Annotated in this window: 25 protein-coding genes; 23 read left to right on the forward strand and 2 right to left on the reverse strand. The window is 42.1% G+C overall.

Annotated features, from left to right (window positions below):
• Positions 1–16: 16 nt before the first annotated feature.
• The 6 genes from MK403_RS04320 to recA all read left to right on the forward strand — a co-directional run bounded on the left by MK403_RS04320 (position 17) and on the right by recA (position 5278).
• Positions 17–640 carry a hypothetical protein gene (locus MK403_RS04320; protein WP_268709059.1) on the forward strand — a complete coding sequence of 208 codons (624 nt, stop codon included), beginning with the start codon at positions 17–19 and terminating at the stop codon, positions 638–640.
• Positions 641–743: 103 nt separating this feature from the next.
• Positions 744–1187 (forward strand): tRNA (adenosine(37)-N6)-threonylcarbamoyltransferase complex ATPase subunit type 1 TsaE, encoded by a 444-nt coding sequence (gene tsaE, locus MK403_RS04325; RefSeq protein WP_268709060.1) that lies wholly within the window; start codon positions 744–746, stop codon positions 1185–1187.
• Positions 1177–1698, forward strand: coding sequence for a GNAT family N-acetyltransferase (locus tag MK403_RS04330; protein ID WP_268709061.1), 522 nt, complete (start codon positions 1177–1179; stop codon positions 1696–1698). Before tsaE ends, MK403_RS04330 begins: the two co-directional genes overlap by 11 nt.
• Before the next feature lie 4 nt (positions 1699–1702).
• On the forward strand, positions 1703–2743 hold the full coding sequence (lytR, locus tag MK403_RS04335; protein WP_000592175.1) for a glycopolymer--peptidoglycan transferase LytR: 1041 nt from the start codon (positions 1703–1705) through the stop codon (positions 2741–2743).
• Positions 2744–2815: 72 nt separating this feature from the next.
• Complete coding sequence (locus MK403_RS04340) at positions 2816–4072, forward strand: competence/damage-inducible protein A (protein WP_125418608.1); 1257 nt, start codon at positions 2816–2818, stop codon at positions 4070–4072.
• Between the two features lie 54 nt (positions 4073–4126).
• Positions 4127–5278, forward strand: coding sequence for a recombinase RecA (gene recA / locus MK403_RS04345; RefSeq protein WP_084971864.1), 1152 nt, complete (start codon positions 4127–4129; stop codon positions 5276–5278).
• A 56-nt stretch (positions 5279–5334) separates the two neighbouring features.
• Here the strand turns inward: recA and MK403_RS04350 are convergent, their stop codons facing one another.
• Positions 5335–5889 carry a GNAT family N-acetyltransferase gene (locus MK403_RS04350; protein ID WP_223326061.1) on the reverse strand — a complete coding sequence of 185 codons (555 nt, stop codon included), beginning with the start codon at positions 5887–5889 and terminating at the stop codon, positions 5335–5337.
• A gap of 109 nt (positions 5890–5998) precedes the next feature.
• Here MK403_RS04350 and MK403_RS04355 point away from each other — a divergent pair, with 109 nt between their 5' ends.
• Both MK403_RS04355 and MK403_RS04360 read left to right on the forward strand, forming a co-directional pair.
• Positions 5999–7369, forward strand: a complete 1371-nt coding sequence (locus MK403_RS04355) for an MATE family efflux transporter (RefSeq protein ID WP_268709062.1) — start codon at positions 5999–6001, stop codon at positions 7367–7369.
• 96 nt (positions 7370–7465) lie between these two features.
• Entirely contained in the window at positions 7466–8182 is a 717-nt protein-coding gene (locus tag MK403_RS04360; protein ID WP_038806433.1) for a YebC/PmpR family DNA-binding transcriptional regulator, read from the forward strand.
• Positions 8183–8231: 49 nt separating this feature from the next.
• On the opposite strand, the gene MK403_RS04365 is transcribed toward MK403_RS04360, so the two are convergent.
• Positions 8232–8936 carry a CD20-like domain-containing protein gene (locus MK403_RS04365; RefSeq protein ID WP_268709063.1) on the reverse strand — a complete coding sequence of 235 codons (705 nt, stop codon included), beginning with the start codon at positions 8934–8936 and terminating at the stop codon, positions 8232–8234.
• Between the two features lie 192 nt (positions 8937–9128).
• Here MK403_RS04365 and MK403_RS04370 point away from each other — a divergent pair, with 192 nt between their 5' ends.
• The 15 genes from MK403_RS04370 (at position 9129) to MK403_RS04440 (ending at position 21224) form a co-directional block, all read left to right on the forward strand.
• Positions 9129–9590 (forward strand): MarR family winged helix-turn-helix transcriptional regulator, encoded by a 462-nt coding sequence (locus tag MK403_RS04370; RefSeq protein WP_268709064.1) that lies wholly within the window; start codon positions 9129–9131, stop codon positions 9588–9590.
• Positions 9574–11343, forward strand: coding sequence for an ABC transporter ATP-binding protein (locus tag MK403_RS04375; RefSeq protein ID WP_268709065.1), 1770 nt, complete (start codon positions 9574–9576; stop codon positions 11341–11343). The genes MK403_RS04370 and MK403_RS04375 overlap by 17 nt, the downstream gene beginning before the upstream one ends.
• Positions 11333–13093 (forward strand): ABC transporter ATP-binding protein, encoded by a 1761-nt coding sequence (locus MK403_RS04380; protein WP_268709066.1) that lies wholly within the window; start codon positions 11333–11335, stop codon positions 13091–13093. Before MK403_RS04375 ends, MK403_RS04380 begins: the two co-directional genes overlap by 11 nt.
• A gap of 96 nt (positions 13094–13189) precedes the next feature.
• Positions 13190–13693 (forward strand): phosphatase PAP2 family protein, encoded by a 504-nt coding sequence (locus MK403_RS04385; protein WP_268709067.1) that lies wholly within the window; start codon positions 13190–13192, stop codon positions 13691–13693.
• 113 nt (positions 13694–13806) lie between these two features.
• A complete protein-coding gene (locus MK403_RS04390) occupies positions 13807–14253 on the forward strand; it encodes a LytTR family DNA-binding domain-containing protein (RefSeq protein ID WP_084868249.1) in 447 nt (148 codons plus the stop codon).
• Positions 14254–14258: 5 nt separating this feature from the next.
• On the forward strand, positions 14259–14933 hold the full coding sequence (locus MK403_RS04395; RefSeq protein ID WP_268709068.1) for a LiaF transmembrane domain-containing protein: 675 nt from the start codon (positions 14259–14261) through the stop codon (positions 14931–14933).
• Between the two features lie 107 nt (positions 14934–15040).
• Positions 15041–15229 (forward strand): 50S ribosomal protein L28, encoded by a 189-nt coding sequence (gene rpmB, locus MK403_RS04400; protein ID WP_001140948.1) that lies wholly within the window; start codon positions 15041–15043, stop codon positions 15227–15229.
• A 152-nt stretch (positions 15230–15381) separates the two neighbouring features.
• On the forward strand, positions 15382–15747 hold the full coding sequence (locus MK403_RS04405) for an Asp23/Gls24 family envelope stress response protein (protein ID WP_000216441.1): 366 nt from the start codon (positions 15382–15384) through the stop codon (positions 15745–15747).
• A 2-nt stretch (positions 15748–15749) separates the two neighbouring features.
• Entirely contained in the window at positions 15750–17417 is a 1668-nt protein-coding gene (locus MK403_RS04410; RefSeq protein ID WP_268709069.1) for a DAK2 domain-containing protein, read from the forward strand.
• A gap of 7 nt (positions 17418–17424) precedes the next feature.
• A complete protein-coding gene (locus tag MK403_RS04415; RefSeq protein ID WP_268709070.1) occupies positions 17425–17994 on the forward strand; it encodes an SP0191 family lipoprotein in 570 nt (189 codons plus the stop codon).
• Between the two features lie 121 nt (positions 17995–18115).
• Positions 18116–18322 carry a hypothetical protein gene (locus MK403_RS04420; RefSeq protein WP_000390701.1) on the forward strand — a complete coding sequence of 69 codons (207 nt, stop codon included), beginning with the start codon at positions 18116–18118 and terminating at the stop codon, positions 18320–18322.
• A complete protein-coding gene (locus tag MK403_RS04425) occupies positions 18319–18513 on the forward strand; it encodes a hypothetical protein (protein ID WP_268709071.1) in 195 nt (64 codons plus the stop codon). The genes MK403_RS04420 and MK403_RS04425 overlap by 4 nt, the downstream gene beginning before the upstream one ends.
• Entirely contained in the window at positions 18500–19375 is an 876-nt protein-coding gene (locus MK403_RS04430) for an ABC transporter ATP-binding protein (RefSeq protein WP_143989186.1), read from the forward strand. Before MK403_RS04425 ends, MK403_RS04430 begins: the two co-directional genes overlap by 14 nt.
• A gap of 12 nt (positions 19376–19387) precedes the next feature.
• Complete coding sequence (locus MK403_RS04435; protein WP_268709072.1) at positions 19388–20122, forward strand: ABC transporter permease; 735 nt, start codon at positions 19388–19390, stop codon at positions 20120–20122.
• A 4-nt stretch (positions 20123–20126) separates the two neighbouring features.
• The gene (locus MK403_RS04440; protein WP_268709073.1) at positions 20127–21224 is read left to right on the forward strand and encodes a sensor histidine kinase; all 1098 of its coding nucleotides are present in this window, start codon (positions 20127–20129) and stop codon (positions 21222–21224) included.

Below are 21224 nucleotides of genomic sequence, written 5' to 3' on the forward strand. Positions count from 1 at the left end.
GAAGGGAGAACTGAAAATGATAAAATCAATTCGCATCTTATTGTTATTAGCTTTGATCCAGATTAGTTTGAGTAGCTGTTTACTGTGGAAGGGAGCCATCTTAACCTTAAAGCAGTCAAGCGCTTGTTTTCTAGTGTTTATCGTATTGGCATCAGGTCTGTGCGCAGGGATGAATTTCTTTTATACTCGAGATCAGGATGTTCATAGCATTATAAACAGTCAGAAAAAAGTGAAACTATTTTATAGTACCATGTTGGTCTTAAACCTAGTAGGTGTCTGTCTTGTGTTGTCGGAGACTATTTTAACACAGACAGCTTTTCAGCAAGAGTTAGTAGATCTTTTCTTGCCTTCCTTCTTTTTCTTATTTGGCATTGATTTACTTGTCTTTTTACCATTTGAGAAGTACAGTCGAGATTTGAAAACTACTCTCAATAAGAAAAAAACAGTTGTCCTGACAGCTCTGGCAACCTTGCTGTTCTTGAGAAATCCAATGACGGTTTTATCTATTGTTTTTTATGTTGGTTTGGGATTTATTTTTGCTCGATTTTTATTTCCAAAATCTATGAGAAGAGAATTTTCTTTTTACGGGCACGTAATCCGAGATATTTTACTTGTTAGCGCCATGTGTATATTCTTCTGAAAACGCTTTTCTATCAATAAAAATCCCTTATTTTACCAAAGTTGTTATAGTAAGTTTGTAAAGAAAATTTACATAAAATAGAACTTTTTGGTATAATAGTAGCATGTACACAAAAAATGAAGAAGAGCTGATCAATCTGGGAGAACGCCTAGGGACCTTGCTCCAAAAAAATGATGTTTTGATCTTGTCTGGAGAATTGGGTGCTGGTAAAACAACCTTTACAAAGGGTCTTGCCAAGGGCTTGGGTATTCGTCAGATGATCAAAAGTCCAACTTACACCATCGTGAGAGAGTATGAGGGTCGCCTTCCGCTCTACCACTTGGATGTCTATCGGATTGAGGGGGATGCTGATTCTATTGACTTGGATGAGTTTCTCTTCGGTGGTGGTGTGACCGTTATTGAGTGGGGCCATCTTTTAGGTAAGGATTTACCAGATTCCTATTTGGAGTTGGAACTCTTGAAAGAAGCTGAAGGTCGTCGCCTCTATTTTACTGCTCAGGGTTCTCGTGCTGAACAACTGATTAAGGAGCTTCAAGGTGGAGTATGAACTTTGTATTCGTGAGGCTGAAGTTCAGGATGCGGCTGCTTTGGTTGCATTCTTGGATTTAGTTGGTCAGGAGACAGATTTTACCAGCTTGGATGAAAATGGTATCCTGATGACAGAATCTGAAATGGTGCTTTTTATTGAAAAGCAAGCGACTTCAGATAACCAAATCACTCTCCTAGCCCTCCTGAATGATGAAATTGCAGGTGTTTTGAACATCACGGCAGAGCAACGTATACGGATTCGCCACATCGGGGATATCTTTTTGGTCATCCAAAGGAAGTTTTGGAATCATGGCTTAGGAAGCATACTCCTTGAAGAGGGAATTGAGTGGGCTAAATCCAGTGGTGTCTTGCGCCGTTTGCAACTCAGTGTACAAAAACGAAACGAGGCCGCTATCCACCTCTACTCAAAAATGGGATTTATCACAGAAGGCTTACAAGAAAGAGGAGCCTATTTAGCAGAAGGGATATTTTTAGATGTTTGTCTGATGGGCAAGCTGATAAATGAATAACGAGATGATTAAAAAATTAATTGGAATGGTGCTAGGTTTCCTAGCAGTAACAGTTTTAGGTGTAGCGGTTTATGGCTATACCATCTACCAACAGGGAACAGAAACCCTAAGTAAAAAGACTTACAAAAAAATCGGGGAAGAAACCAACGTTATCGAAGCGACGGAGCCTCTGACCATCCTCTTGATGGGGGTAGATACGGGAAATGTGGAACGTACAGACCCGTGGGCGGGAAATAGTGATTCCATGATTCTCTTGACGGTTAATCCCAAAACAAAGAAAACCACTATGATGAGTTTGGAACGGGATATTTTGACCAAGATTGAGACTGGAAACGGTCAAGTTCAGGAAGCTAAACTCAATGCGGCCTATGCTAATGGTGGTGCGGAACTTGCAATTTCTACTATTCAAAAGATGATGAATATCCACATTGACCGCTATGTGATGGTTAACATGCAGGGGCTTCAACAATTGGTGGATGCGGTTGGTGGAATTACCGTCAACAATACACTCGGTTTCCCAATTTCGATTGCTGACCAAGAGGAGTTTAATAAGATTTCCATCGGTGTTGGAGAACAAACCTTGAATGGTGAGGAAGCTCTGGTGTATTCACGGATGCGTTACCAAGACCCAGAGGGAGACTATGGTCGTCAAAAACGTCAACGTGAAGTCATTCAAAAGATTGTTGAGAAGGTTTTGAGCCTAAACAGTGTGAGTCATTATCAAGGTATCCTCAAAGCTTTGAGTGATAACATGCAGACCAATGTAGACTTATCAGCTAAGAGCATTCCACAATTGCTCGGCTATCAAGATTCTTTCAAGAATATCGAAACGCATCAATTGCGTGGGGAAGATGCTGAGCTACAGGGAATTTCTTATCAGATTGTCACTTCAGAACATATGCTTGAAATGCAAAATCTCTTGCGTAGTTCACTAGGTAAAGAGCCAGTGACAGAATTGGAAACCAATGCGGTACTGTACGAAACAGCCTTTGGTCGGACAGCACCTTCAACCAGTACTAACGCTTCAAACGAAGAAGCAGAATAAGAAAAGAATCAAATCGTGGGAAATTTCCTGCGATTTTTTCAAAAAAATTCGAATAGATAAGTAGGAGGAAACATGAAAGCAGAAATTATTGCTGTCGGAACAGAAATTTTAACAGGGCAGATTGTCAATACCAATGCTCAGTTTTTATCAGAGAAACTAGCCGAAATCGGGGTAGATGTCTACTTCCAAACAGCTGTTGGAGATAATGAAGCTCGTCTTTTGTCCTTGCTGGAGATTGCGAGTCAACGTAGCAATCTTGTGATTTTGACAGGGGGCTTGGGACCAACTGAGGATGATTTGACCAAACAAACTCTGGCAAAATTTTTAGGAAAAAATCTAGTGTTTGACCCTCAAGCGCAAGAGAAACTGGATATCTTCTTTGCTCATAGACCTGACTATGCTCGGACACCGAATAATGAGCGCCAAGCCCAAATTGTAGAAGGAGCAACTCCACTGCCAAATGAGACAGGTTTAGCAGTAGGAGGGGTGTCGGAAGTGGATGGCGTAACCTACGTGGTCCTTCCAGGACCGCCGAGTGAGTTGAAACCTATGGTCTTAAACCAACTCTTACCCAAGTTAATGACTGGTACCAAGTTATACTCACGTGTGCTCCGTTTCTTTGGAATTGGGGAGAGTCAGTTGGTGACCATTTTGGCGGATTTGATTGACCATCAAACCGATCCGACTTTGGCGCCGTATGCCAAAACAGGAGAAGTGACCTTGCGCTTGTCTACAAAAGCAGTTAGTCAAGAAAAGGCTGATCAAGCGCTGGACATCCTAGAAAATCAAATCTTGAGTCGCCAAACTTTCGAGGGAATTTCTTTACGAGACATCTGTTACGGATATGGGGAAGAAACCAGCCTCGCAAGTGTCGTTGTAGAAGAGCTAAAGAAGAGACAGAAAAGCATTACTGCGGCAGAAAGCTTGACGGCAGGTCTCTTTCAAGCGACATTAGCAGACTTTTCGGGCGTTTCAGCAATCTTTAATGGCGGTTTTGTCACTTACAGCCTAGAAGAAAAGTCCAAGATGTTGGATATTTCCGAGCAAGAGCTAAAAGAACACGGGGTTGTTTCTGAGTTTACGGCTCGAAAAATGGCAGAGCAGGCACGGATCAAGACTCAGTCTGATTATGGAGTCAGTCTGACAGGTGTAGCTGGGCCAGATAGCCTAGAGGGTCATCCAGCTGGTACAGTTTTTATTGGACTGGCACATGCAAAAGGGACAGAGGTTATCAAGGCTAATATCGCAGGACGGAGTCGAGCAGATGTCCGACATATTGCGGTCATGCATGCCTTTAACCTAGTTCGCAAGGCTTTATTAAGTGACTAAATTTTGGTATAATGAAAGATAGGTCTAAGGACCAGTAGAATATAGGAGAACAAAATGGCGAAAAAACCAACAAAAAAATTAGATGAAATTGGGAAAAAATTTGGAGCAGACCGTGAAAAAGCATTGAATGATGCTCTTAAATTGATCGAAAAAGACTTTGGTAAAGGCTCAATCATGCGCTTGGGTGAGCGCGCGGAGCAAAAAGTTCAAGTGATGAGCTCAGGCTCATTGGCTCTGGACATTGCTCTTGGTTCAGGTGGTTATCCTAAGGGACGTATCATCGAAATCTATGGACCAGAATCATCTGGTAAGACAACGGTTGCCCTTCACGCTGTTGCGCAAGCACAGAAAGAAGGTGGTATTGCAGCCTTTATCGATGCGGAACATGCTCTTGACCCAGCCTATGCTGCAGCCCTTGGTGTGAACATTGACGAATTGCTCTTGTCACAACCAGACTCAGGTGAACAAGGTCTTGAAATTGCTGGAAAATTGATTGACTCAGGTGCAGTTGACCTTGTCGTTATCGACTCAGTTGCGGCCCTTGTACCTCGTGCGGAAATTGATGGGGATATTGGAGACAGTCACGTTGGTTTGCAGGCTCGTATGATGAGCCAGGCTATGCGTAAACTTGGTGCTTCTATCAATAAAACCAAAACAATTGCCATCTTTATCAACCAATTGCGTGAAAAAGTTGGGGTCATGTTTGGAAATCCAGAAACAACACCTGGTGGACGTGCTTTGAAATTCTACGCTTCAGTCCGTTTGGATGTTCGTGGAAGTACGCAAATCAAGGGAACTGGTGACCAAAAAGATACCAATGTCGGTAAGGAAACCAAGATCAAGGTCGTGAAAAACAAGGTAGCTCCACCATTTAAGGAAGCCTTTGTTGAAATCATGTACGGAGAAGGGATTTCTAAAACTGGTGAGCTCTTGAAGATCGCAAGTGATCTCGATATCATCCAAAAAGCGGGAGCATGGTACTCTTATAAGGGTGAAAAAATTGGACAAGGATCTGAAAATGCTAAGAAATACTTGGCGGATCATCCGGAGATCTTTGATGCCATTGACCACCAAGTCCGTGTTCAATATGGCTTGATTGAAGATGAAGAAGGGACAACTCCTACCTCTGTCGCAGAAGATCTAGCACCTAACCAAGAAGTAACGCTTGACCTAGGCGACGGACTTGAAATCGAAATTGAAGAATAACATAAAAAGTAGCAGATAGGAACTGCTACTTTTTATGTTTATTTCAGATGAAAGAACTAATGATCACTAAAACGACGATATTCGATGTGAAAGTCAAAATAATGTTCATCCTGTAACTTTTGGAAGATGTCGCGATAGGCTTCTTCGTCAAAATGGTCGCCACGATAGAGGATTTCAAAACTCAAATCATCGTACTCTAGGAAAGCATTGGCTGTTTTAAAGCCATTTTGGCGATAGAAATCCATGCGAGCCTTTCTCTGCTCCAAGTTATCGCATTCTTCATCCAATCGCTCGACTTCCAGCAACATGGTTCGCTGGTAAAAATCTGTCAGCTTTTCGATGATCTCTTTTCCATATCCGTGGCTTCTCAAGTGGGGCATGATGGCAAAAAAACTGATATAGAAGGCCTTTGGATTGGAAATGGCAAAAGCAAAGCCGACAAACTCTTCTTGGTTATAAAAGGCAAAAAAGTGAGCGTCTTCTCGGTCCTGATAGCGTAAGAACTCAGACAGAGGGACTCGTTCTTCCTCGGGAAAAGCTTCCTTGTTTAGCTTTTCAACCTTATCAAGATCAGGAAATACATCGGTAATTAATTGACTGGTCAAACTCATAAGTGACCTCCTTTTCTTGATTATAGCAAATTGTTTCTCTGTAAGCAATTGATTTTAAGAAAGCCAAGCAATCCTTGTCGCTCTTCTAGAAAGCTGATATAATAGCTTTATGAATAAGAAACGATCCGTGGACTTGATACATGGTCCTATTCTTCCTGCGCTTTTAAGCTTCGCCTTTCCAATCTTGCTGTCTAATATTTTCCAACAGCTTTATAATACTGCAGACGTCTTGATTGTTGGGCGTTTTCTTGGTCAAGATTCCTTGGCTGCAGTAGGGGCGACAACTGCCATTTTTGACTTGATTATAGGCTTTACGCTTGGTGTTGGCAATGGGATGGGGATTGTCATTGCCCGCTATTATGGAGCTCGTAATTTCACCAAAATCAAGGAAGCAGTAGCAGCCACTTGGATTTTAGGTGCTCTTTTGAGCATTGTGGTCATGCTGATGGGCTTTGTCGGTCTGTATCCACTCTTGCAATATTTAGATACCCCTGCAGAAATCCTTCCTCAATCCTATCAATATATTTCTATGATTGTGACCTGTGTAGGCGTCAGCTTCGCTTATAATCTTTTTGCCGGCTTGTTGCGGTCCATTGGAGATAGTCTAGCGGCTCTTGGATTTCTGATTTTTTCTGCCTTGGTCAATGTAGCTCTGGATTTGTATTTTATTACGCAACTGCATCTGGGAGTTCAATCTGCGGGCCTTGCTACCATTATCTCGCAAGGCTTGTCAGCGGTTCTCTGCTTTTATTATATCCGCAAGAGTGTTCCAGAACTCCTCCCTCAACTCAAGCATTTTAAATGGAACAAGGCCTTGTACGCGGATCTTTTAGAGCAAGGTTTGGCTATGGGTTTGATGAGTTCGATTGTGTCTATTGGCAGTGTGATTTTACAGTCTTCTGTCAATACCTTTGGAGCCGTGATTATTAGCGCCCAAACAGCAGCTCGACGCATTATGGCTTTTGCTCTTCTTCCGATGACCGCTATTTCTTCTGCTATGACGACCTTTGCCTCTCAGAATCTCGGGGCCAAGCGACCAGACCGCATAGTTCAAGGTCTTGGTATTGGGAGTCGTTTGAGCATGTCCTGGGCAGGTTTTGTTTGTATTTTCCTCTTTTTTGCCAGTCCTAGCTTGGTTTCTTTCTTAGCCAGTTCGACGGATGGATACTTGGTAGAAAATGGTAGCCTCTACCTGCAAATCAGTTCAGTCTTTTATCCGATTTTGAGCCTTTTGCTGATTTATCGCAATTGTTTACAGGGATTGGGGCAAAAAATCTTACCACTTGTTTCCAGTTTTATAGAACTAATCGGGAAAATCGTTTTTGTGGTCTTGATTATCCCTTGGGCAGGGTATAGGGGAGTTATCCTTTGCGAACCCCTTATCTGGGTTGCCATGACCATTCAACTGTACTTCTCACTATTCCGTCATCCCTTGATAAAAGAAGGCAAGGCAATCTTGGCAGCCAAAGGACAATTCTAGCTGGATTTGCTGAATAAAATCCATTTCCTCTAGTGAAAATCGAAAAAACTTGTGTTATAATAAGAAAGATTAAAATGTGAAAAAAGGAGATTCCTAATGGGACGTAAATGGGCCAATATCGTAGCCAAGAAAACGGCTAAAGATGGAGCTAACTCTAAAGTATATGCAAAATTTGGTGTAGAAATCTATGTAGCAGCTAAAAAAGGTGATCCAGACCCAGAATCAAACACTGCTTTGAAATTCGTTATCGATCGTGCTAAACAAGCCCAAGTGCCAAAACACGTTATCGATAAAGCGATTGATAAAGCAAAAGGAAACACAGACGAAACCTTTACAGAAGGACGTTACGAAGGATTTGGACCAAATGGTTCTATGTTGATTGTGGATACCTTGACTTCAAACGTCAACCGTACCGCAGCTAATGTCCGTGCAGCTTTTGGTAAAAATGGCGGAAATATGGGCGCTTCAGGTTCTGTTTCTTACCTCTTTGACAACAAGGGTGTTATCGTATTTGCAGGTGAAGATGCGGATGCTATCTTTGAACTTTTGCTCGAAGCTGATGTGGATGTGGACGATGTAGAAGCAGAAGAAGGAACAATCACGGTTTACACAGCTCCAACAGACCTTCACAAAGCTATTGTTGCCCTTCGTGAGTCAGGTATCCAAGAATTCCAAGTGACTGAATTGGAAATGATTCCTCAGTCTGAAGTAGAATTGTCAGGCGAAGACCTTGAAACCTTTGAAAAACTTTACAGCGTTCTTGAAGACGACGAAGACGTACAGAAAATCTACACAAACGTAGATGGATTCTAATAGAAAAACGAACAGTTTTACTAGCTGTTCGTTTTTTTGATATTTGAACCTAGACTCTGGTCCCAGAATCTGAATCTTTTTGCTGCTGGCTTCCTCCTAGGCCTACAGCTATTTTATGAACGAGCAAGAGCTGTCCATTGTCCTGTTTTGCAAAAGTTAAGGTAACAGTCTTGATTTTGTCACCAATGGAGATATAGGTGATTTTTCTCGTATCATAACCTCCGATAGTGGAGTCAAACTCGGAGTCTGGTAGTCCGTGTTTTTTGATAATATCTTTGTAGTTGGTACCACCTTTTCCTTTGTTGTCAAGGTCACCTTCGATTAAGGCGTCGAACTGTTCTCGGGTCCAGGTGAAGGTATCTTCTTCCTCCTCCTCTGGGCTGGAATAGGTGCTATCATCTGTCAAGTCGCTCTCTTCTTCGCGTTCCATTGAGGCACTGGCCTCGCTGTAGGAACGGTTAAACTCCCTAGCAAACTCTTTGTAGACATTAGCGTACAGTACCTGGGCCGTAAAGAAAAGTACAACAGAAGCAATTGCTAGGGATGTTCCGATAATGGCCATCGTTTTCCGTTTTTTAAGGTTGACGATAAGGCCGATAATGCCCAAGATCAAAGCGACAATAGCGATGAAAAAAGACAGATAGTTAATAAACGGAATCCAAGACCCTAAAAGTGCGATGGCTCCAAAAATAGTTGCTAAAATCCCTAAAACTTTTTGTTCTTCTGGTTTCATTTGAACGTTTTCTCCCTTCATCGAGTGAATGGATTTCTATCCATGGTAGTTAGTGCTTATTATAGAAAAAATATTGCCTAATGTCAATTTAAACTAAAATAGTTCTCTTGAAAACTTTTTTCTTGACATCTCTTCTGAAAGTGATAAAATAGTTCTCATGGAAACTTAAATAGTTCTTGTGAGAACTATTTAAAAGATAAGAAAGGAGCAATCATGGACAAGCCGATGTTAATGTTCAAACGTTTTGGACACCAGGTTCATCTGATGGTACAGAAAGAAGCCAAGCGATGTGGCATTGAATTTATGGGTGGACCGCAAGGGCAGGTTCTGCGTTTTTTAGATCATTGTGAACAAAAAGAGGAACTGGTCCTGATTAAGGATATTGAACAGGAACTCAATATTACTAAATCTGTGGCGAGTAATTTAGTCAAGCGCATGGTACAAAATGGTTTGGTCGAGTTAGAGGCGAGCCCCAGAGATAAGCGGGCAAAATTTGTTCGCCTGACGGAGAAATCGCGTTCGCAGATGCAAAAAGTTAAGGCTTTTTTTGATCGGATTGATCAGAGCCTGCTAGAGGGTGTTTCAAAGTCAGACTTGGCAATCTTTGAAAAGGTACTCGGGCAATTGCAAGCAAATGTTGAGAAGATAGGAGGAGAGAATGAAGAAACTCGCTAAGCGTATCACAGGAAAAGAGTGGGGGATGATCGCCCTTACGATTCTGTTCACTTGTTTCTCGGTCTATCTCGAGTTAGAGGTGCCGACCTATATTTCGCAAATTACAGAATTACTGGGAACGTCTGGAACGCAATTGGGTGAACTCTGGTCACCAGCTGCGAAGATGATTGGATTGTCGTTATTGGCTTTCTTTTCATCTGTTATGGTTGGTTTCTTTGCCGCTCGCGTTGCAGCATCCTATACAACCCATCTACGTAGAGACGTATTTCATCGTGTTTTAGATTTTTCGCAGACAGAGATCAAGCGCTTTTCAATCCCAAGTCTTTTGACTCGGACGACCAATGATATTACCCAGGTACAGATGCTCTTTACCATGGGCTTGCAAGTGGTTACTCGTGGACCAATCATGGCTATCTGGGCCATTGGAAAAATCCTTGGGAAATCGGAATACTGGCTCTGGGCAGTAGTAATCGCTGTTATCGTCAATGTTTTGATGACAACTGTTCTCCTGACTCTGGCCTTTCCAAAACAATCTGTCATCCAAAAATTGACAGATAAACTCAATAGCATCACTCGTGAAAGTTTGACTGGGATTCGAGTTGTTCGTGCATACAATGCGGAAGATTACCAAGATGAAAAATTTGAAGCAGCCAACGATGAGGTAACACGTCTCAATCTCTTTGTCAATCGATTGATGGCTATTATGAATCCCATTATGATGGCGATTTCTAGTGGCTTGAGTCTAGCCATTTACTGGATCGGTGCCTATATTATCAACGATGCAAGTTTGGCAGAACGTCTACCACTCTTTAGTGATATGGTGGTCTTCATGTCTTATGCTATGCAGGTCGTGATGGGCTTCCTTCTCATGGGAGCACTCTTTATCGTTCTTCCTCGTACCTTGGTTTCGGCAGGACGTATCAATCAAGTATTGGATTTGCATTCTTCTATTGAAAATCCTAGTCATGCACAGACAGCGGATCCTTCAGTTCAAGGACAAGTGGAATTTCGTGATGTAACTTTCCGCTACTCTAAAAACTCTGAAGCAGTCGTGGAACATGTCACTTTCAAAGCAGAAGCGGGTCAAACCGTAGCCTTTATCGGATCGACTGGATCAGGTAAGTCCACCCTAGTCAACCTCTTGCCTCGTTTTTACGACGTTTCAGATGGAGAAATCCTAGTGGATGGTGTCAATGTGCAAGATTACGATTTGGAAGACTTGCGCAATAAGGTCGGCTATATTCCACAAAAAGCTGTGCTCTTTTCTGGAGATGTCAAGGAGAACTTAGACTTTGGTAAGAGCAAGGAAACTCCTCTAAGTGAGGCTGCTATGTGGCAAGCTCTAGAATTGGCCCAGTCTAAAACCTTTATCGAGGATAAGGAAGCAGGACTTGCATCAGAAGTGGCCCAAGGTGGAACCAACTTCTCAGGAGGTCAAAGACAGCGTTTGGCCATTGCGCGTGCCTTGGCTCGTAAACCAGAGATTCTCATCTTTGATGATTCCTTCTCAGCCTTGGACTACAAGACAGATCGTGTCCTACGCCAAGAACTAGCTGAGAAAACAAAATCCATGACCAAGCTCATCGTAGCGCAACGCATCTCAACCATCATGGATGCTGACCTGATCATTGTTTTGGATCAAGGTAAAGTCGTGGGACAAGGCACCCATAAGGAACTTCTAGCTACCAACGAAGTCTACCAAGAAATTGCCTACTCACAACTATCGAAGGAGGAATTGGAACATGGAAAATAAAAAAGTGTCGGTCTGGAAACAGTGCAAACCTTATATGGCAGGCCTCCAACTCCCTCTCCTAATAGCAGTTGTGGCTGCAGTCATTTCAAGCATCATTACCGTTTATGGTCCAACTAAGATTAAAGAAATTACTAACTTGATTTCAGATGGTTTGATGACTGGAATTGATTTAGAGGCTGTGTCAAGTATTGCTAGCTTTTTAGTGATTCTCTATGTATTTGGCGCCATCCTTAACTATACACAGGCCTATATCTTTTCAACGAGTATCCAACATTTTTCAAAACGCTTGCGGACAGCAATCGCTGAAAAAATCAATCGTTTGCCACTTGGCTATTTTGACCGTCATTCACAAGGAGATACCCTTTCGCGCGTGACCAATGATGTGGATACAGCAGCGCAATCTCTCAACCAAAGTCTAGGGACAGTTCTTTCAGCTAGTTTCTTGTTGATTGCTGTCTTGGTGACCATGTTTGGGATGAACTGGATTTTGGCATTGGTAACCGTTGTATCAACCCTTGTTGGTTTTGCGGCGGTTTCCATAATCATGGCCAAGTCACAGGGTTATTTTAAAGCCCAACAAAATAATCTAGCGGCCGTCAATGGTTATGTGGAAGAGATGTACTCTGGCCATAATGTAGTGACCAGCTACAACGCAGTGGACACCTCCAAAGCGAGATTTGCAGGTTTAAACCAAGACTTGCATGATAGTATCTGGAAATCTCAGTTTATCTCTGGTATCATGATGCCAGCCATGTTCTTTGTTGGGAACTTTAGTTATGTCTTAGTCATCATCGTTGGGGCCGCGCTGGCGTTAGAAGGACATATCACTATAGGGATTATTGTAGCCTTTATGGTTTACGTACGGACCTTCTCCCAACCTCTGTCACAGATTGCTCAAGGGATTACGAGCTTGCAACAAGCGAGTGCAGCCATGACTCGTGTATTAGAATTTCTAGCTGAAGCTGAGATGCAGGATGAATCTCATAAGAACAGACAATTGGCCCATATGAAAGGGGAAGTGGTTTTTGATCACGTGTCCTTTGGCTATATACCAGAGCGCACCATCATCCATGACTTTTCTGCGACGGCTCATGCAGGTCAGAAAGTCGCTATCGTTGGACCGACTGGGGCTGGTAAGACAACCATTGTCAATCTTTTGATGAAGTTCTATGAGATAGATAAGGGAAGTATCCGTATCGATGGTGTGGATACCAAGGACATGAAGCGTTCAGAAGTGCATGATGCCTTTTCTATGGTCTTGCAGGACACTTGGCTCTTTGAAGGAACGATTCGAGAGAACTTGATCTATAATCAGACAGACATCAGTGATGAACGAATGATGGAAGCCAGCAAGGCTGTGGGAATCCACCACTTTATCATGACTTTGCCAGATGGCTACGATACTGTTTTGGATGATACCGTGACCTTGTCTGTCGGACAGAAACAGCTCTTGACCATTGCTCGTGCCCTTCTCAAGGATGCACCGCTCTTGATTTTGGACGAGGCGACATCCTCAGTCGACACACGTACAGAGGAATTGATTCAAAAAGCCATGGACCGTTTGATGGAAGGACGCACATCCTTTGTCATTGCCCACCGCTTGTCAACCATCCGTAACGCTGACTTGATTCTGGTCATGAAAGATGGCAATATCATCGAACAAGGCAACCACGAGGAGCTGATGGCGCAAGGTGGCTTCTATGCTGACTTGTACAATAGTCAGTTTACAGAAGATGAAGCAGAAGAATAAATCAAAAGAAGGCTTGACGGCCTTCTTTTTCTGCACTATACTAGAAGACAAACGTCTCACCAGTAGACAAAAACAAGATAATGAATGAGAAATTTAATGAAAAATTATCAAGAATGGTATCAAAACATCAGCTCCAGACTCACCAGCTATCCCACCCTTTTATTTCTGTTACGCAGTTTTAATCGCTTGATGACAGTCGCCATGCCCATGGTCTATCTGATCTTGCTAGCCACCACTTACCTGCAACTAGGACTTGGTCAGCAAGTTGGGGTTTATGTGCTTATTCCTGCATCAGGTTTTGTGACCTTGTCCCTGTTTCGTAAGAAAATCAATCACCCACGCCCCTATGAAACTTGGGATATCTGTCCCCTGCTTGAAAAAGATAGCTCGGGACAGTCGATGCCCAGTCGCCATGTCTTTTCGGCAACTATCATCTCCATGGCCTGTCTGCATGCTAGTCTACCTGCTGGCTTGGCATGCTTGCTCTTTTCAGCTTTGTTGGGGTTGGTGAGGGTTTTAGGGGGTGTTCATTATTCCAAGGATGTCTTGGTTGGCTATGCTTGTGGTCTGTTGTGGGGATTCCTTTTCTTCCTATTCTGACATGTAAGTTAAGCCGACCCTACAACCACTTACTGCTTCAAATTGACCACTTGCTTTTTTGCCCTTGTATTCCTAACTTAGCTTTGATATAGTAGAGTCAGAAAGGAGATGTGATGAAGTTACGAATTGAGATTGACGGCAATTTAGAGGAGACTGAAATTGTCATCAAGACACCCACTTTGACAGATGAAATTGCAGACTTGCAACGGCTCTTGCAAGAGTCAAAGGCTCCGAGGTTGACTTTTTACAAGGGGACAGGTGAATATTATCTAGACCTGTCAGAAATTCTCTTCTTTGAAACAGAAGGGAGCAAGATCTACGCTCATACCCAGAAGGAAGCTTATGAGGTTCGTCTCAAGCTCTATGAGTTGGAGTCCATCCTGCCTCGCTATTTTAGTCGAGTGTCCAAGTCAACTATCACAAACATCCGTCAGATTTACTCAGTGGACAAGTCCTTTTCAGGAACGGGCACCATTTCCTTTTATCAGACGCACAAGGAGGTTCATGTATCACGACATTACCAGTCCCTCCTAAAAGAAAATCTAAGAAATATGAGGTAAAAAACATGAAAAAGAAAGCATTTGGTATTGTTTTATTGGTTTTAGCAGCCTGGATCTTGCTGCAAGGAAATTTTGGCATTCCTTCTTTGGATGGTAAAATATGGCCTTTGATTGGTATCGTCTTTTTTGCCTACCAGTCAGTTGAAGCTTTGCTTCGTCGTCATCTAACATCAGCAGTTTTTACCGCTCTAGTAGCCTTAATGATTGCAAATCATTTTTATAACATTTTTCCTATCCCAAATCAGTCTTTATTTTGGGCTAGTATCTTAGCAGTGCTAGGTGTCGGCTACCTCACTCACTCAAGTAAGTTTTGGTACGGGAAAAAATGGTGGTACAACGGTGAGCGAACAGTTATCACGGATAAGGAAGTCGCTTTTGGTAGTGGTACTTTCTATAAGCAAGATCAAGATCTTGTAGCCGACCAAGTGGAAGTTGCTTTTGGCGATGCTAAAATCTATTATGACAATGCAGAGATGTTAGGGGATTTCGCGACTTTAAATATTGAAGTAGCTTTTGGTAATGCAACTGTCTATGTTCCACAACACTGGCGTGTCGATTTGAAAGTAGAAACCTCCTTTGGTGCAGCCAAGGCAGACGCTCCTGTAGCACCAACAAACAAAACCTTAATTATCCGTGGGGAAGTCGCTTTTGGTAAACTTGGTGTTGTTTACGTTAAATAAAAAAAAGTCTCCTAATTTCCTTGCCAAAATAGAGAAAGTGTGATAACATAGTACGGTATGTGGTGCTAGCACATCCGCTATATTAGATCTAATAGGAGGAAAACATAATGGCTAAAGTATGTTACTTTACAGGTCGTAAGACTGTATCAGGAAACAACCGTTCACACGCGATGAACCAAACAAAACGTGCCGTAAAACCAAACCTTCAAAAAGTTACTGTTCTTATTGATGGTAAACCTAAAAAAGTTTGGGCTTCAGCTCGTGCTTTGAAATCAGGTAAAGTTGAACGCGTTTAATAAAAATGAAAAGACCTAACTGGTCTTTTTCTTTTGCTCTATAGATAAAACCATTTGAAAAATAGAGTAAATATCTGCTGATACAGCATTCTGCTTTTACACTTGGGATGAAATATGATAAAATAAAGTATCAACTAGTTGAGGTAAAAAAAATGACTGTAAAAATTAATACAAAAGATGGTCAAATCGAACTGACAGATGAAGTGATTGCAACCGTTGTAGGTGGTGCAGCAACTGAGATTTTTGGTGTGGTCGGTATGGCTAGCAAAAATACCCTCAAAGATAATTTCCAAGCCCTTCTTGGTAAGGAAAATTATGCAAAAGGTGTTGTCGTGAAGGCAGCCGAAGATGGCAGCATTGCAGTTGATGTTTATACCGTCTTGAGTTACGGAACAAAGATTAGTGAAGTCTCAAAAAACATCCAAGAGCGTGTTCGTTTTAGTTTGGAAAATCAACTAGGAATCACCGCTCAGACTGTGAATGTCTACATTCAAAATATCAAAGTTGTAGGAGAATAATCGTGTCAAAAATTACTACCAGCTTATTTCAAGAAATGGTGCAGGCTGCATCAACTCGTTTGAATAAGCAAGCTGAATATGTCAATTCATTAAACGTCTTTCCAGTTCCAGATGGAGATACTGGGACAAACATGGGAATGACCATCGAAAATGGTGCCAAAGAAGTAGCAGACAAGCCAGCTTCTACAGTTGGAGAAGTGGCGAGCATTCTTGCTAAGGGTCTTTTGATGGGTGCGCGTGGAAACTCAGGGGTTATCACTTCGCAGCTTTTCCGTGGATTTTCCCAAGCTATTAAGGAAAAAGACGAATTAACAGGTCAAGACTTGGCTCTTGCTTTCCAATCTGGTGTCGAAGTAGCCTACAAGGCGGTTATGAAACCAGTTGAGGGAACTATTTTGACAGTTTCTCGTGGTGCAGCCATTGGGGCTAAGAAAAAAGCCGAGGAGACAGATGATGCTGTTGAGGTCATGCGTGCAGCCTTGGAAGGTGCTAAGAGAGCTCTAGCTAAGACACCGGAAATGCTTCCAGTTCTTAAGGAAGTTGGTGTGGTAGACTCAGGTGGTCAAGGTTTGGTCTTCATCTATGAAGGTTTCCTTTCAGCACTCACTGGTGAATACAGTGCGTCTGAGGACTTTGTAGCAACGCCTGCCAATATGAGTGAAATGATTAATGCAGAGCACCACAAGTCTGTAGCAGGGCATGTGGCAACTGAGGATATTACCTTCGGTTACTGTACGGAGATCATGGTTGCTCTCAAACAAGGTCCAACTTATTCTAAGGACTTTGACTATGATGAATTCCGCAACTACTTGAATGACCTTGGGGACTCGCTCCTTGTTGTCAACGATGATGAAATCGTCAAAGTCCACGTCCATACAGAAGATCCAGGGCTTGTTATGCAAGAAGGGCTTAAATATGGTAGCTTGGTCAAGGTTAAAGTGGACAACATGCGCAACCAACACGAAGCACAAGTTGAAAAAGAAGCAGCACAAGTCAGCAAGCCAGCTGAAGAGAAGGAATATGCCCTTATCGCAGTAGTAGCTGGTCAAGGTTTAGCAGATATCTTCCGTGCCCAAGGTGTGGATTATGTCATCGAAGGCGGGCAGACGATGAACCCTTCAACAGAAGACTTTATCAAGGCTGTTGAACAGGTCAATGCTCGCAATATTATCTTCTTGCCAAACAACAAAAATATCTTCATGGCAGCTCAGTCAGCAGCTGAAGTGCTTGAACAACCTGCTGTTGTGGTAGAAGCGCGTACAATTCCTCAAGGTTTGACGAGTCTTCTTGCCTTTGACCCAAGCAAGTCTATCAAAGAAAACCAAGAACGAATGACTGCAGCCCTTGGCGACGTCGTAAGCGGTAGTGTAACGACTGCCGTTCGTGACACAACTATCGATGGCTTGGAAATCCATGAAAATGACAATCTTGGTATGGTGGATGGGAAAATCCTTGTGTCGAATCCTGACATGCACCAAACCTTGACTGAAACTTTGAAACACATGTTGGACGAAGATAGTGAAATCGTGACTTTCTATGTCGGTGAAGACGGAAGCGAAGAACTTGCCAATGAAATTGCCCAAGAAATCGCAGAAGAATTTGAAGATGTTGAAGTAGAAATTCACCAAGGTCAACAACCTGTATATCCATATCTTTTCAGTGTGGAGTAGGAGATTTATGAAGAAAGTTTTAGGATTGATTTTTGTAGCGTTACTTGCTCTTGCTGGCTGTGGTCAAACCAACACCGCAACAACAGAGTCAAGTAGTACAGCAAGTTCGGTTGATTCATCTAGTCAGGCCAGTCAGGTAAAAGAAGAAATCAAGGAAACGACCAAAGTCTTTGTAGGAAAAGTCGCAGATACCAACGCTCGTATAACGGTTGTTTACACAGATGTTGTTAAACAATTTACGATGGAACTGATGGGTGATTTTGGAAATGAAATTCCTGCCGAAGTGAGTGTAGAGGAATTGCAAGCTCTTCTGCGTGGGGAAATGGCTACTAGTCCAGAATATTTAGAAATTAAAGATGAGCCAGGGGTTTCTATGGAGTATTTTGTCACAGAAGATAAAAACTGGAAAGGGATACTTAGTCTTGATTTTGAAAAGGCAAATGTAGATAAGATTAAAAATACTTATTATTTTAAGGATCTCCTGGAGGATGTAGAAGATTTTAAAAAACCTAATATTTTCATCGCTGGATTAAAAGTTGAAGGTTTCACAGAAGAGAGTACAACCTCTGCTGTATAAAAATATCGTTGAAAAAGAAAGTTGATTTTGCAACTTTCTTTTTTTATGACATTTGTCATATTTCCTAGTGACAGAAGCATCTAGCTCCGTCAACTTCAAAAGACTATAATTGAAGTGTGAAATGGAGGAAGAAGAGATGAAAAATAAAATGATTGTCGCAGTGAGTTTAGTAGCAGCAGGAGTTATGACCTATCTCATGTTTTCAGGATTGGATGAGGGTTTCTATCATTTTCCTTGGGAGCTCTTTGCTGGCTTTGGAATGATGTCTTGGCTTGTCAGAGAAGGTTTGAAATTAGTCAGAGATGTGAAAAAGGAGTTTGAGGAATGAAAAAGGCAATCATCTATCTCTTTATCGGCCTGTCACTCTTGGTATGGTTAGTGGAAATGTTTACTGGTTGGTTTGACCAAACCTTGCTTCGCCAATTCATTCGTGGTGCTTGGGGTTTTGGATTTATGATTTTCGTTGTTTTCCCTATGGGAATGGAGTGGTTGAAAGGAGAATCTCATGACTGTGATTAAAGTTGAGAAATTGAGTAAGAAAATAAAAGACAAGGAGATCTTGCGGAACATCTCTTTTGAAATCCACCATGGTGAATGTGTCGCTTTGATTGGGCCTAACGGAGCAGGTAAAACAACCTTGATTGATTGCCTCTTGGGCGACAAGTTCATGAGCTCAGGTCAGATAGTCATTCAAGGGTTTGCACCAACAGATCCTCGATTAAAGCAGCTTATTTCTGTCTTGCCCCAAGAAAATGCAGTTGTTCAAAGCTTGAAAGTGAAAGAACTTCTATCATTTTTCAAGTCACTTTATCCTGACAGTCTCTCAGACAAAGAAATTGATGACTTGTTGAGATTCTCAGACAAGCAGAAAAATCAGCTAGCGGGCAAGTTGTCTGGTGGGCAAAAACGTTTGTTCTCTTTTGTGTTGGCTTTAATAGGCCGTCCGAAAATTCTATTTTTAGACGAGCCAACTGCTGCCATGGATACCTCGACACGTCAGCATTTTTGGGAAATTGTTAATCGATTAAAGAAAAATGGTGTCACCATTGTCTATTCTTCCCACTATATCGAAGAGGTGGAGCATACGGCTGACCGCATTTTGGTTCTCCACAAGGGAGAATTGATTCGCGATACGACGCCTTATGCTATGCGTGGTGAAGAACAAGAAAAACACTTTACCGTGCCTCTAACCTATCAGGATTTTGTCAGTACCCTGACTATGGTTCAAGAGCTTGAAATCAAGCAAAATGCCCTTTCCTTCACAACCAAAGAAGCCAGTCAGGTGTGGAAAGTCTTGCAAGAACAGGGCTGCACGATCGAAGAAATTGAAGTTCGCAATCGAACTCTCTTAGATAGTATCTTTGAAACGACTCAAGACTAAAGGAGATTGACGATGAAAAATATGACAAGTCTCATGAAAGTGGAAATTATTCTGATGAAACGGCAAGCTGTCTACTACTTGCTTTCCATCGGACTTCCAAGTGTGTTTTACCTTATTTTCTCTGGTATGATGTCAGGGTCAGACATTCCAGAAATTGCTCTTCAAGCCTATCTTTTTGCCATGACGCTCTTTAGTATCATGTCAAGCGCCTTTTTCAGTATCCCCAGCACACTCGAATCCGACAAGACGAATAACTGGCAAAAATTGATTCAACATTCTCCGGTATCTATGGTAGAATATTATGTATCAAAACTGTTCAGTACTCTACTGACTTTCTTGTTATCAATTATAGTTGTCTTTTCAGTTGGTCATTTTGTCCGTGGAGTGACTCTGCCTTGGCTTGACTGGTTGGTAATCGGTGCTATTTTGCTGGTCGGAAGCGTGGTCTTTATCAGCATGGGGGTCTTGGTGAGCTTGCTTCCCAGTGCTCAATTGATGACGGTTATTGGAAATATTGCCTATATTGCTTTGGCTGTCCTAGGTGGACTATGGTTCCCCTTGAGTTCCTTCCCAGAATGGCTCCAATCCATTGGAAAACTGACTCCAACCTACCAGCTTATGCAGGTCGTCTCTGCTTATTTGGAACACCACGAGTTTAACATTCTTGCTGCCTTGGTTGTACTAGGTTATACAGTTTTCTTTGGTGTACTGGTAATCCAGCTGAAAAAACGGATCGAGGTAAAATAAATCTATGTTGGAAAAATTAAAAAACACTCATTATATGTTTCATATTTCAACAGTGTTTATCATCTTTCCTATAGCGGGTGTCATCAGTGGAGAGTACCCGCTTTTAACCTTGTTCTGGACATTATTATTTGTCCTAGCCTTTTATTCGATTTTATTAAGTCAAAACCGCACTGTGCAGTGGCTGGCTTGGTGGGTCATGATTGCCTACATTTTTTATACATCGGTTTGGCTGAATTCGGGTTTCACATGGTTTATCTTTTACTTATCTAACCTCCTCATTTATGAGCTGGATGAGATTTCTCTTCACTCTTGGCGTTTTGTCAGTTTTGTTGTCTTGCAGCCATTGATTTTAACCGGGATTTATATGGTCAATCATGTTAGTCCTTGGCAATTGCTGTTTTTCTTGGTGACCTTTGTCTTTTCTGATGCCTTTACCTTTGGTCTCTATCGGATTCGAGTGTCGGAGGAAATAAAAGAAGAAAAGAGAAAGCAAAATGCTAAGCTCAATCTTTTCTTGGCTGAAAATGAACGCAGTCGTATCGGTCAGGATCTCCATGACAGTCTAGGCCATACTTTTGCCATGCTGAGTGTGAAGACGGACCTTGCCCTCCAACTTCTTCAAATGCAGGCCTATCCTCAAGTGGAAAAAGAATTAAAAGAAATTCATCAGATCAGTAAAGAATCCATGAATGAAGTTCGTACAATTATCGAAAATCTTAAAACAAGAACCCTTGCCTCCGAGTTTTCGACTGTTAAAAAAATGCTGGAAATTGCAGGAATTGAAACGGAAATCAGTCACCAACTAGATACTGCTAGCCTAACTCAGGAATTGGAGTCAACGGCTTCCATGATTTTGCTTGAGTTGGTGACCAATATCATCAAACATGCCAAAGCATCTAAAGCCTATTTGAAATCCGAGCGGACAGAAAAAGAACTCATTTTAACAGTGAGAGATGATGGCTGTGGCTTTGCTTCTCTAAAAGGAGATGAGCTCCATACCGTTCGAGACCGTGTTCTTCCTTTTTCAGGAGAAGTAAAAGTGATCAGTCAGAAGCATCCAACGGAAGTGCAGGTTCGACTACCTTATAAGGAGAGAAACTAA

Source organism: Streptococcus oralis (genome assembly GCF_026782285.1).
Classification (GTDB): domain Bacteria; phylum Bacillota; class Bacilli; order Lactobacillales; family Streptococcaceae; genus Streptococcus; species Streptococcus oralis_CG.

Excerpts from the sequence above, each read along its gene's own strand:
- MK403_RS04320 (WP_268709059.1), top strand. The coding sequence starts at position 17 with ATGATAAAATCAATTCGCATCTTATTGTTATTAGCTTTGATCCAGATT.
- tsaE (WP_268709060.1), top strand. The coding sequence starts at position 744 with ATGTACACAAAAAATGAAGAAGAGCTGATCAATCTGGGAGAACGCCTA.
- lytR (WP_000592175.1), top strand. The coding sequence starts at position 1,703 with ATGATTAAAAAATTAATTGGAATGGTGCTAGGTTTCCTAGCAGTAACA.
- MK403_RS04340 (WP_125418608.1), top strand. The coding sequence starts at position 2,816 with ATGAAAGCAGAAATTATTGCTGTCGGAACAGAAATTTTAACAGGGCAG.
- recA (WP_084971864.1), top strand. The coding sequence starts at position 4,127 with ATGGCGAAAAAACCAACAAAAAAATTAGATGAAATTGGGAAAAAATTT.
- MK403_RS04350 (WP_223326061.1), bottom strand. The coding sequence starts at position 5,889 with ATGAGTTTGACCAGTCAATTAATTACCGATGTATTTCCTGATCTTGAT.
- MK403_RS04355 (WP_268709062.1), top strand. The coding sequence starts at position 5,999 with ATGAATAAGAAACGATCCGTGGACTTGATACATGGTCCTATTCTTCCT.
- MK403_RS04360 (WP_038806433.1), top strand. The coding sequence starts at position 7,466 with ATGGGACGTAAATGGGCCAATATCGTAGCCAAGAAAACGGCTAAAGAT.
- MK403_RS04365 (WP_268709063.1), bottom strand. The coding sequence starts at position 8,936 with ATGAAGGGAGAAAACGTTCAAATGAAACCAGAAGAACAAAAAGTTTTA.
- MK403_RS04370 (WP_268709064.1), top strand. The coding sequence starts at position 9,129 with ATGGACAAGCCGATGTTAATGTTCAAACGTTTTGGACACCAGGTTCAT.
- MK403_RS04375 (WP_268709065.1), top strand. The coding sequence starts at position 9,574 with ATGAAGAAACTCGCTAAGCGTATCACAGGAAAAGAGTGGGGGATGATC.
- MK403_RS04380 (WP_268709066.1), top strand. The coding sequence starts at position 11,333 with ATGGAAAATAAAAAAGTGTCGGTCTGGAAACAGTGCAAACCTTATATG.
- MK403_RS04385 (WP_268709067.1), top strand. The coding sequence starts at position 13,190 with ATGAAAAATTATCAAGAATGGTATCAAAACATCAGCTCCAGACTCACC.
- MK403_RS04390 (WP_084868249.1), top strand. The coding sequence starts at position 13,807 with ATGAAGTTACGAATTGAGATTGACGGCAATTTAGAGGAGACTGAAATT.
- MK403_RS04395 (WP_268709068.1), top strand. The coding sequence starts at position 14,259 with ATGAAAAAGAAAGCATTTGGTATTGTTTTATTGGTTTTAGCAGCCTGG.
- rpmB (WP_001140948.1), top strand. The coding sequence starts at position 15,041 with ATGGCTAAAGTATGTTACTTTACAGGTCGTAAGACTGTATCAGGAAAC.
- MK403_RS04405 (WP_000216441.1), top strand. The coding sequence starts at position 15,382 with ATGACTGTAAAAATTAATACAAAAGATGGTCAAATCGAACTGACAGAT.
- MK403_RS04415 (WP_268709070.1), top strand. The coding sequence starts at position 17,425 with ATGAAGAAAGTTTTAGGATTGATTTTTGTAGCGTTACTTGCTCTTGCT.
- MK403_RS04420 (WP_000390701.1), top strand. The coding sequence starts at position 18,116 with ATGGAGGAAGAAGAGATGAAAAATAAAATGATTGTCGCAGTGAGTTTA.
- MK403_RS04425 (WP_268709071.1), top strand. The coding sequence starts at position 18,319 with ATGAAAAAGGCAATCATCTATCTCTTTATCGGCCTGTCACTCTTGGTA.
- MK403_RS04430 (WP_143989186.1), top strand. The coding sequence starts at position 18,500 with ATGACTGTGATTAAAGTTGAGAAATTGAGTAAGAAAATAAAAGACAAG.
- MK403_RS04435 (WP_268709072.1), top strand. The coding sequence starts at position 19,388 with ATGAAAAATATGACAAGTCTCATGAAAGTGGAAATTATTCTGATGAAA.
- MK403_RS04440 (WP_268709073.1), top strand. The coding sequence starts at position 20,127 with ATGTTGGAAAAATTAAAAAACACTCATTATATGTTTCATATTTCAACA.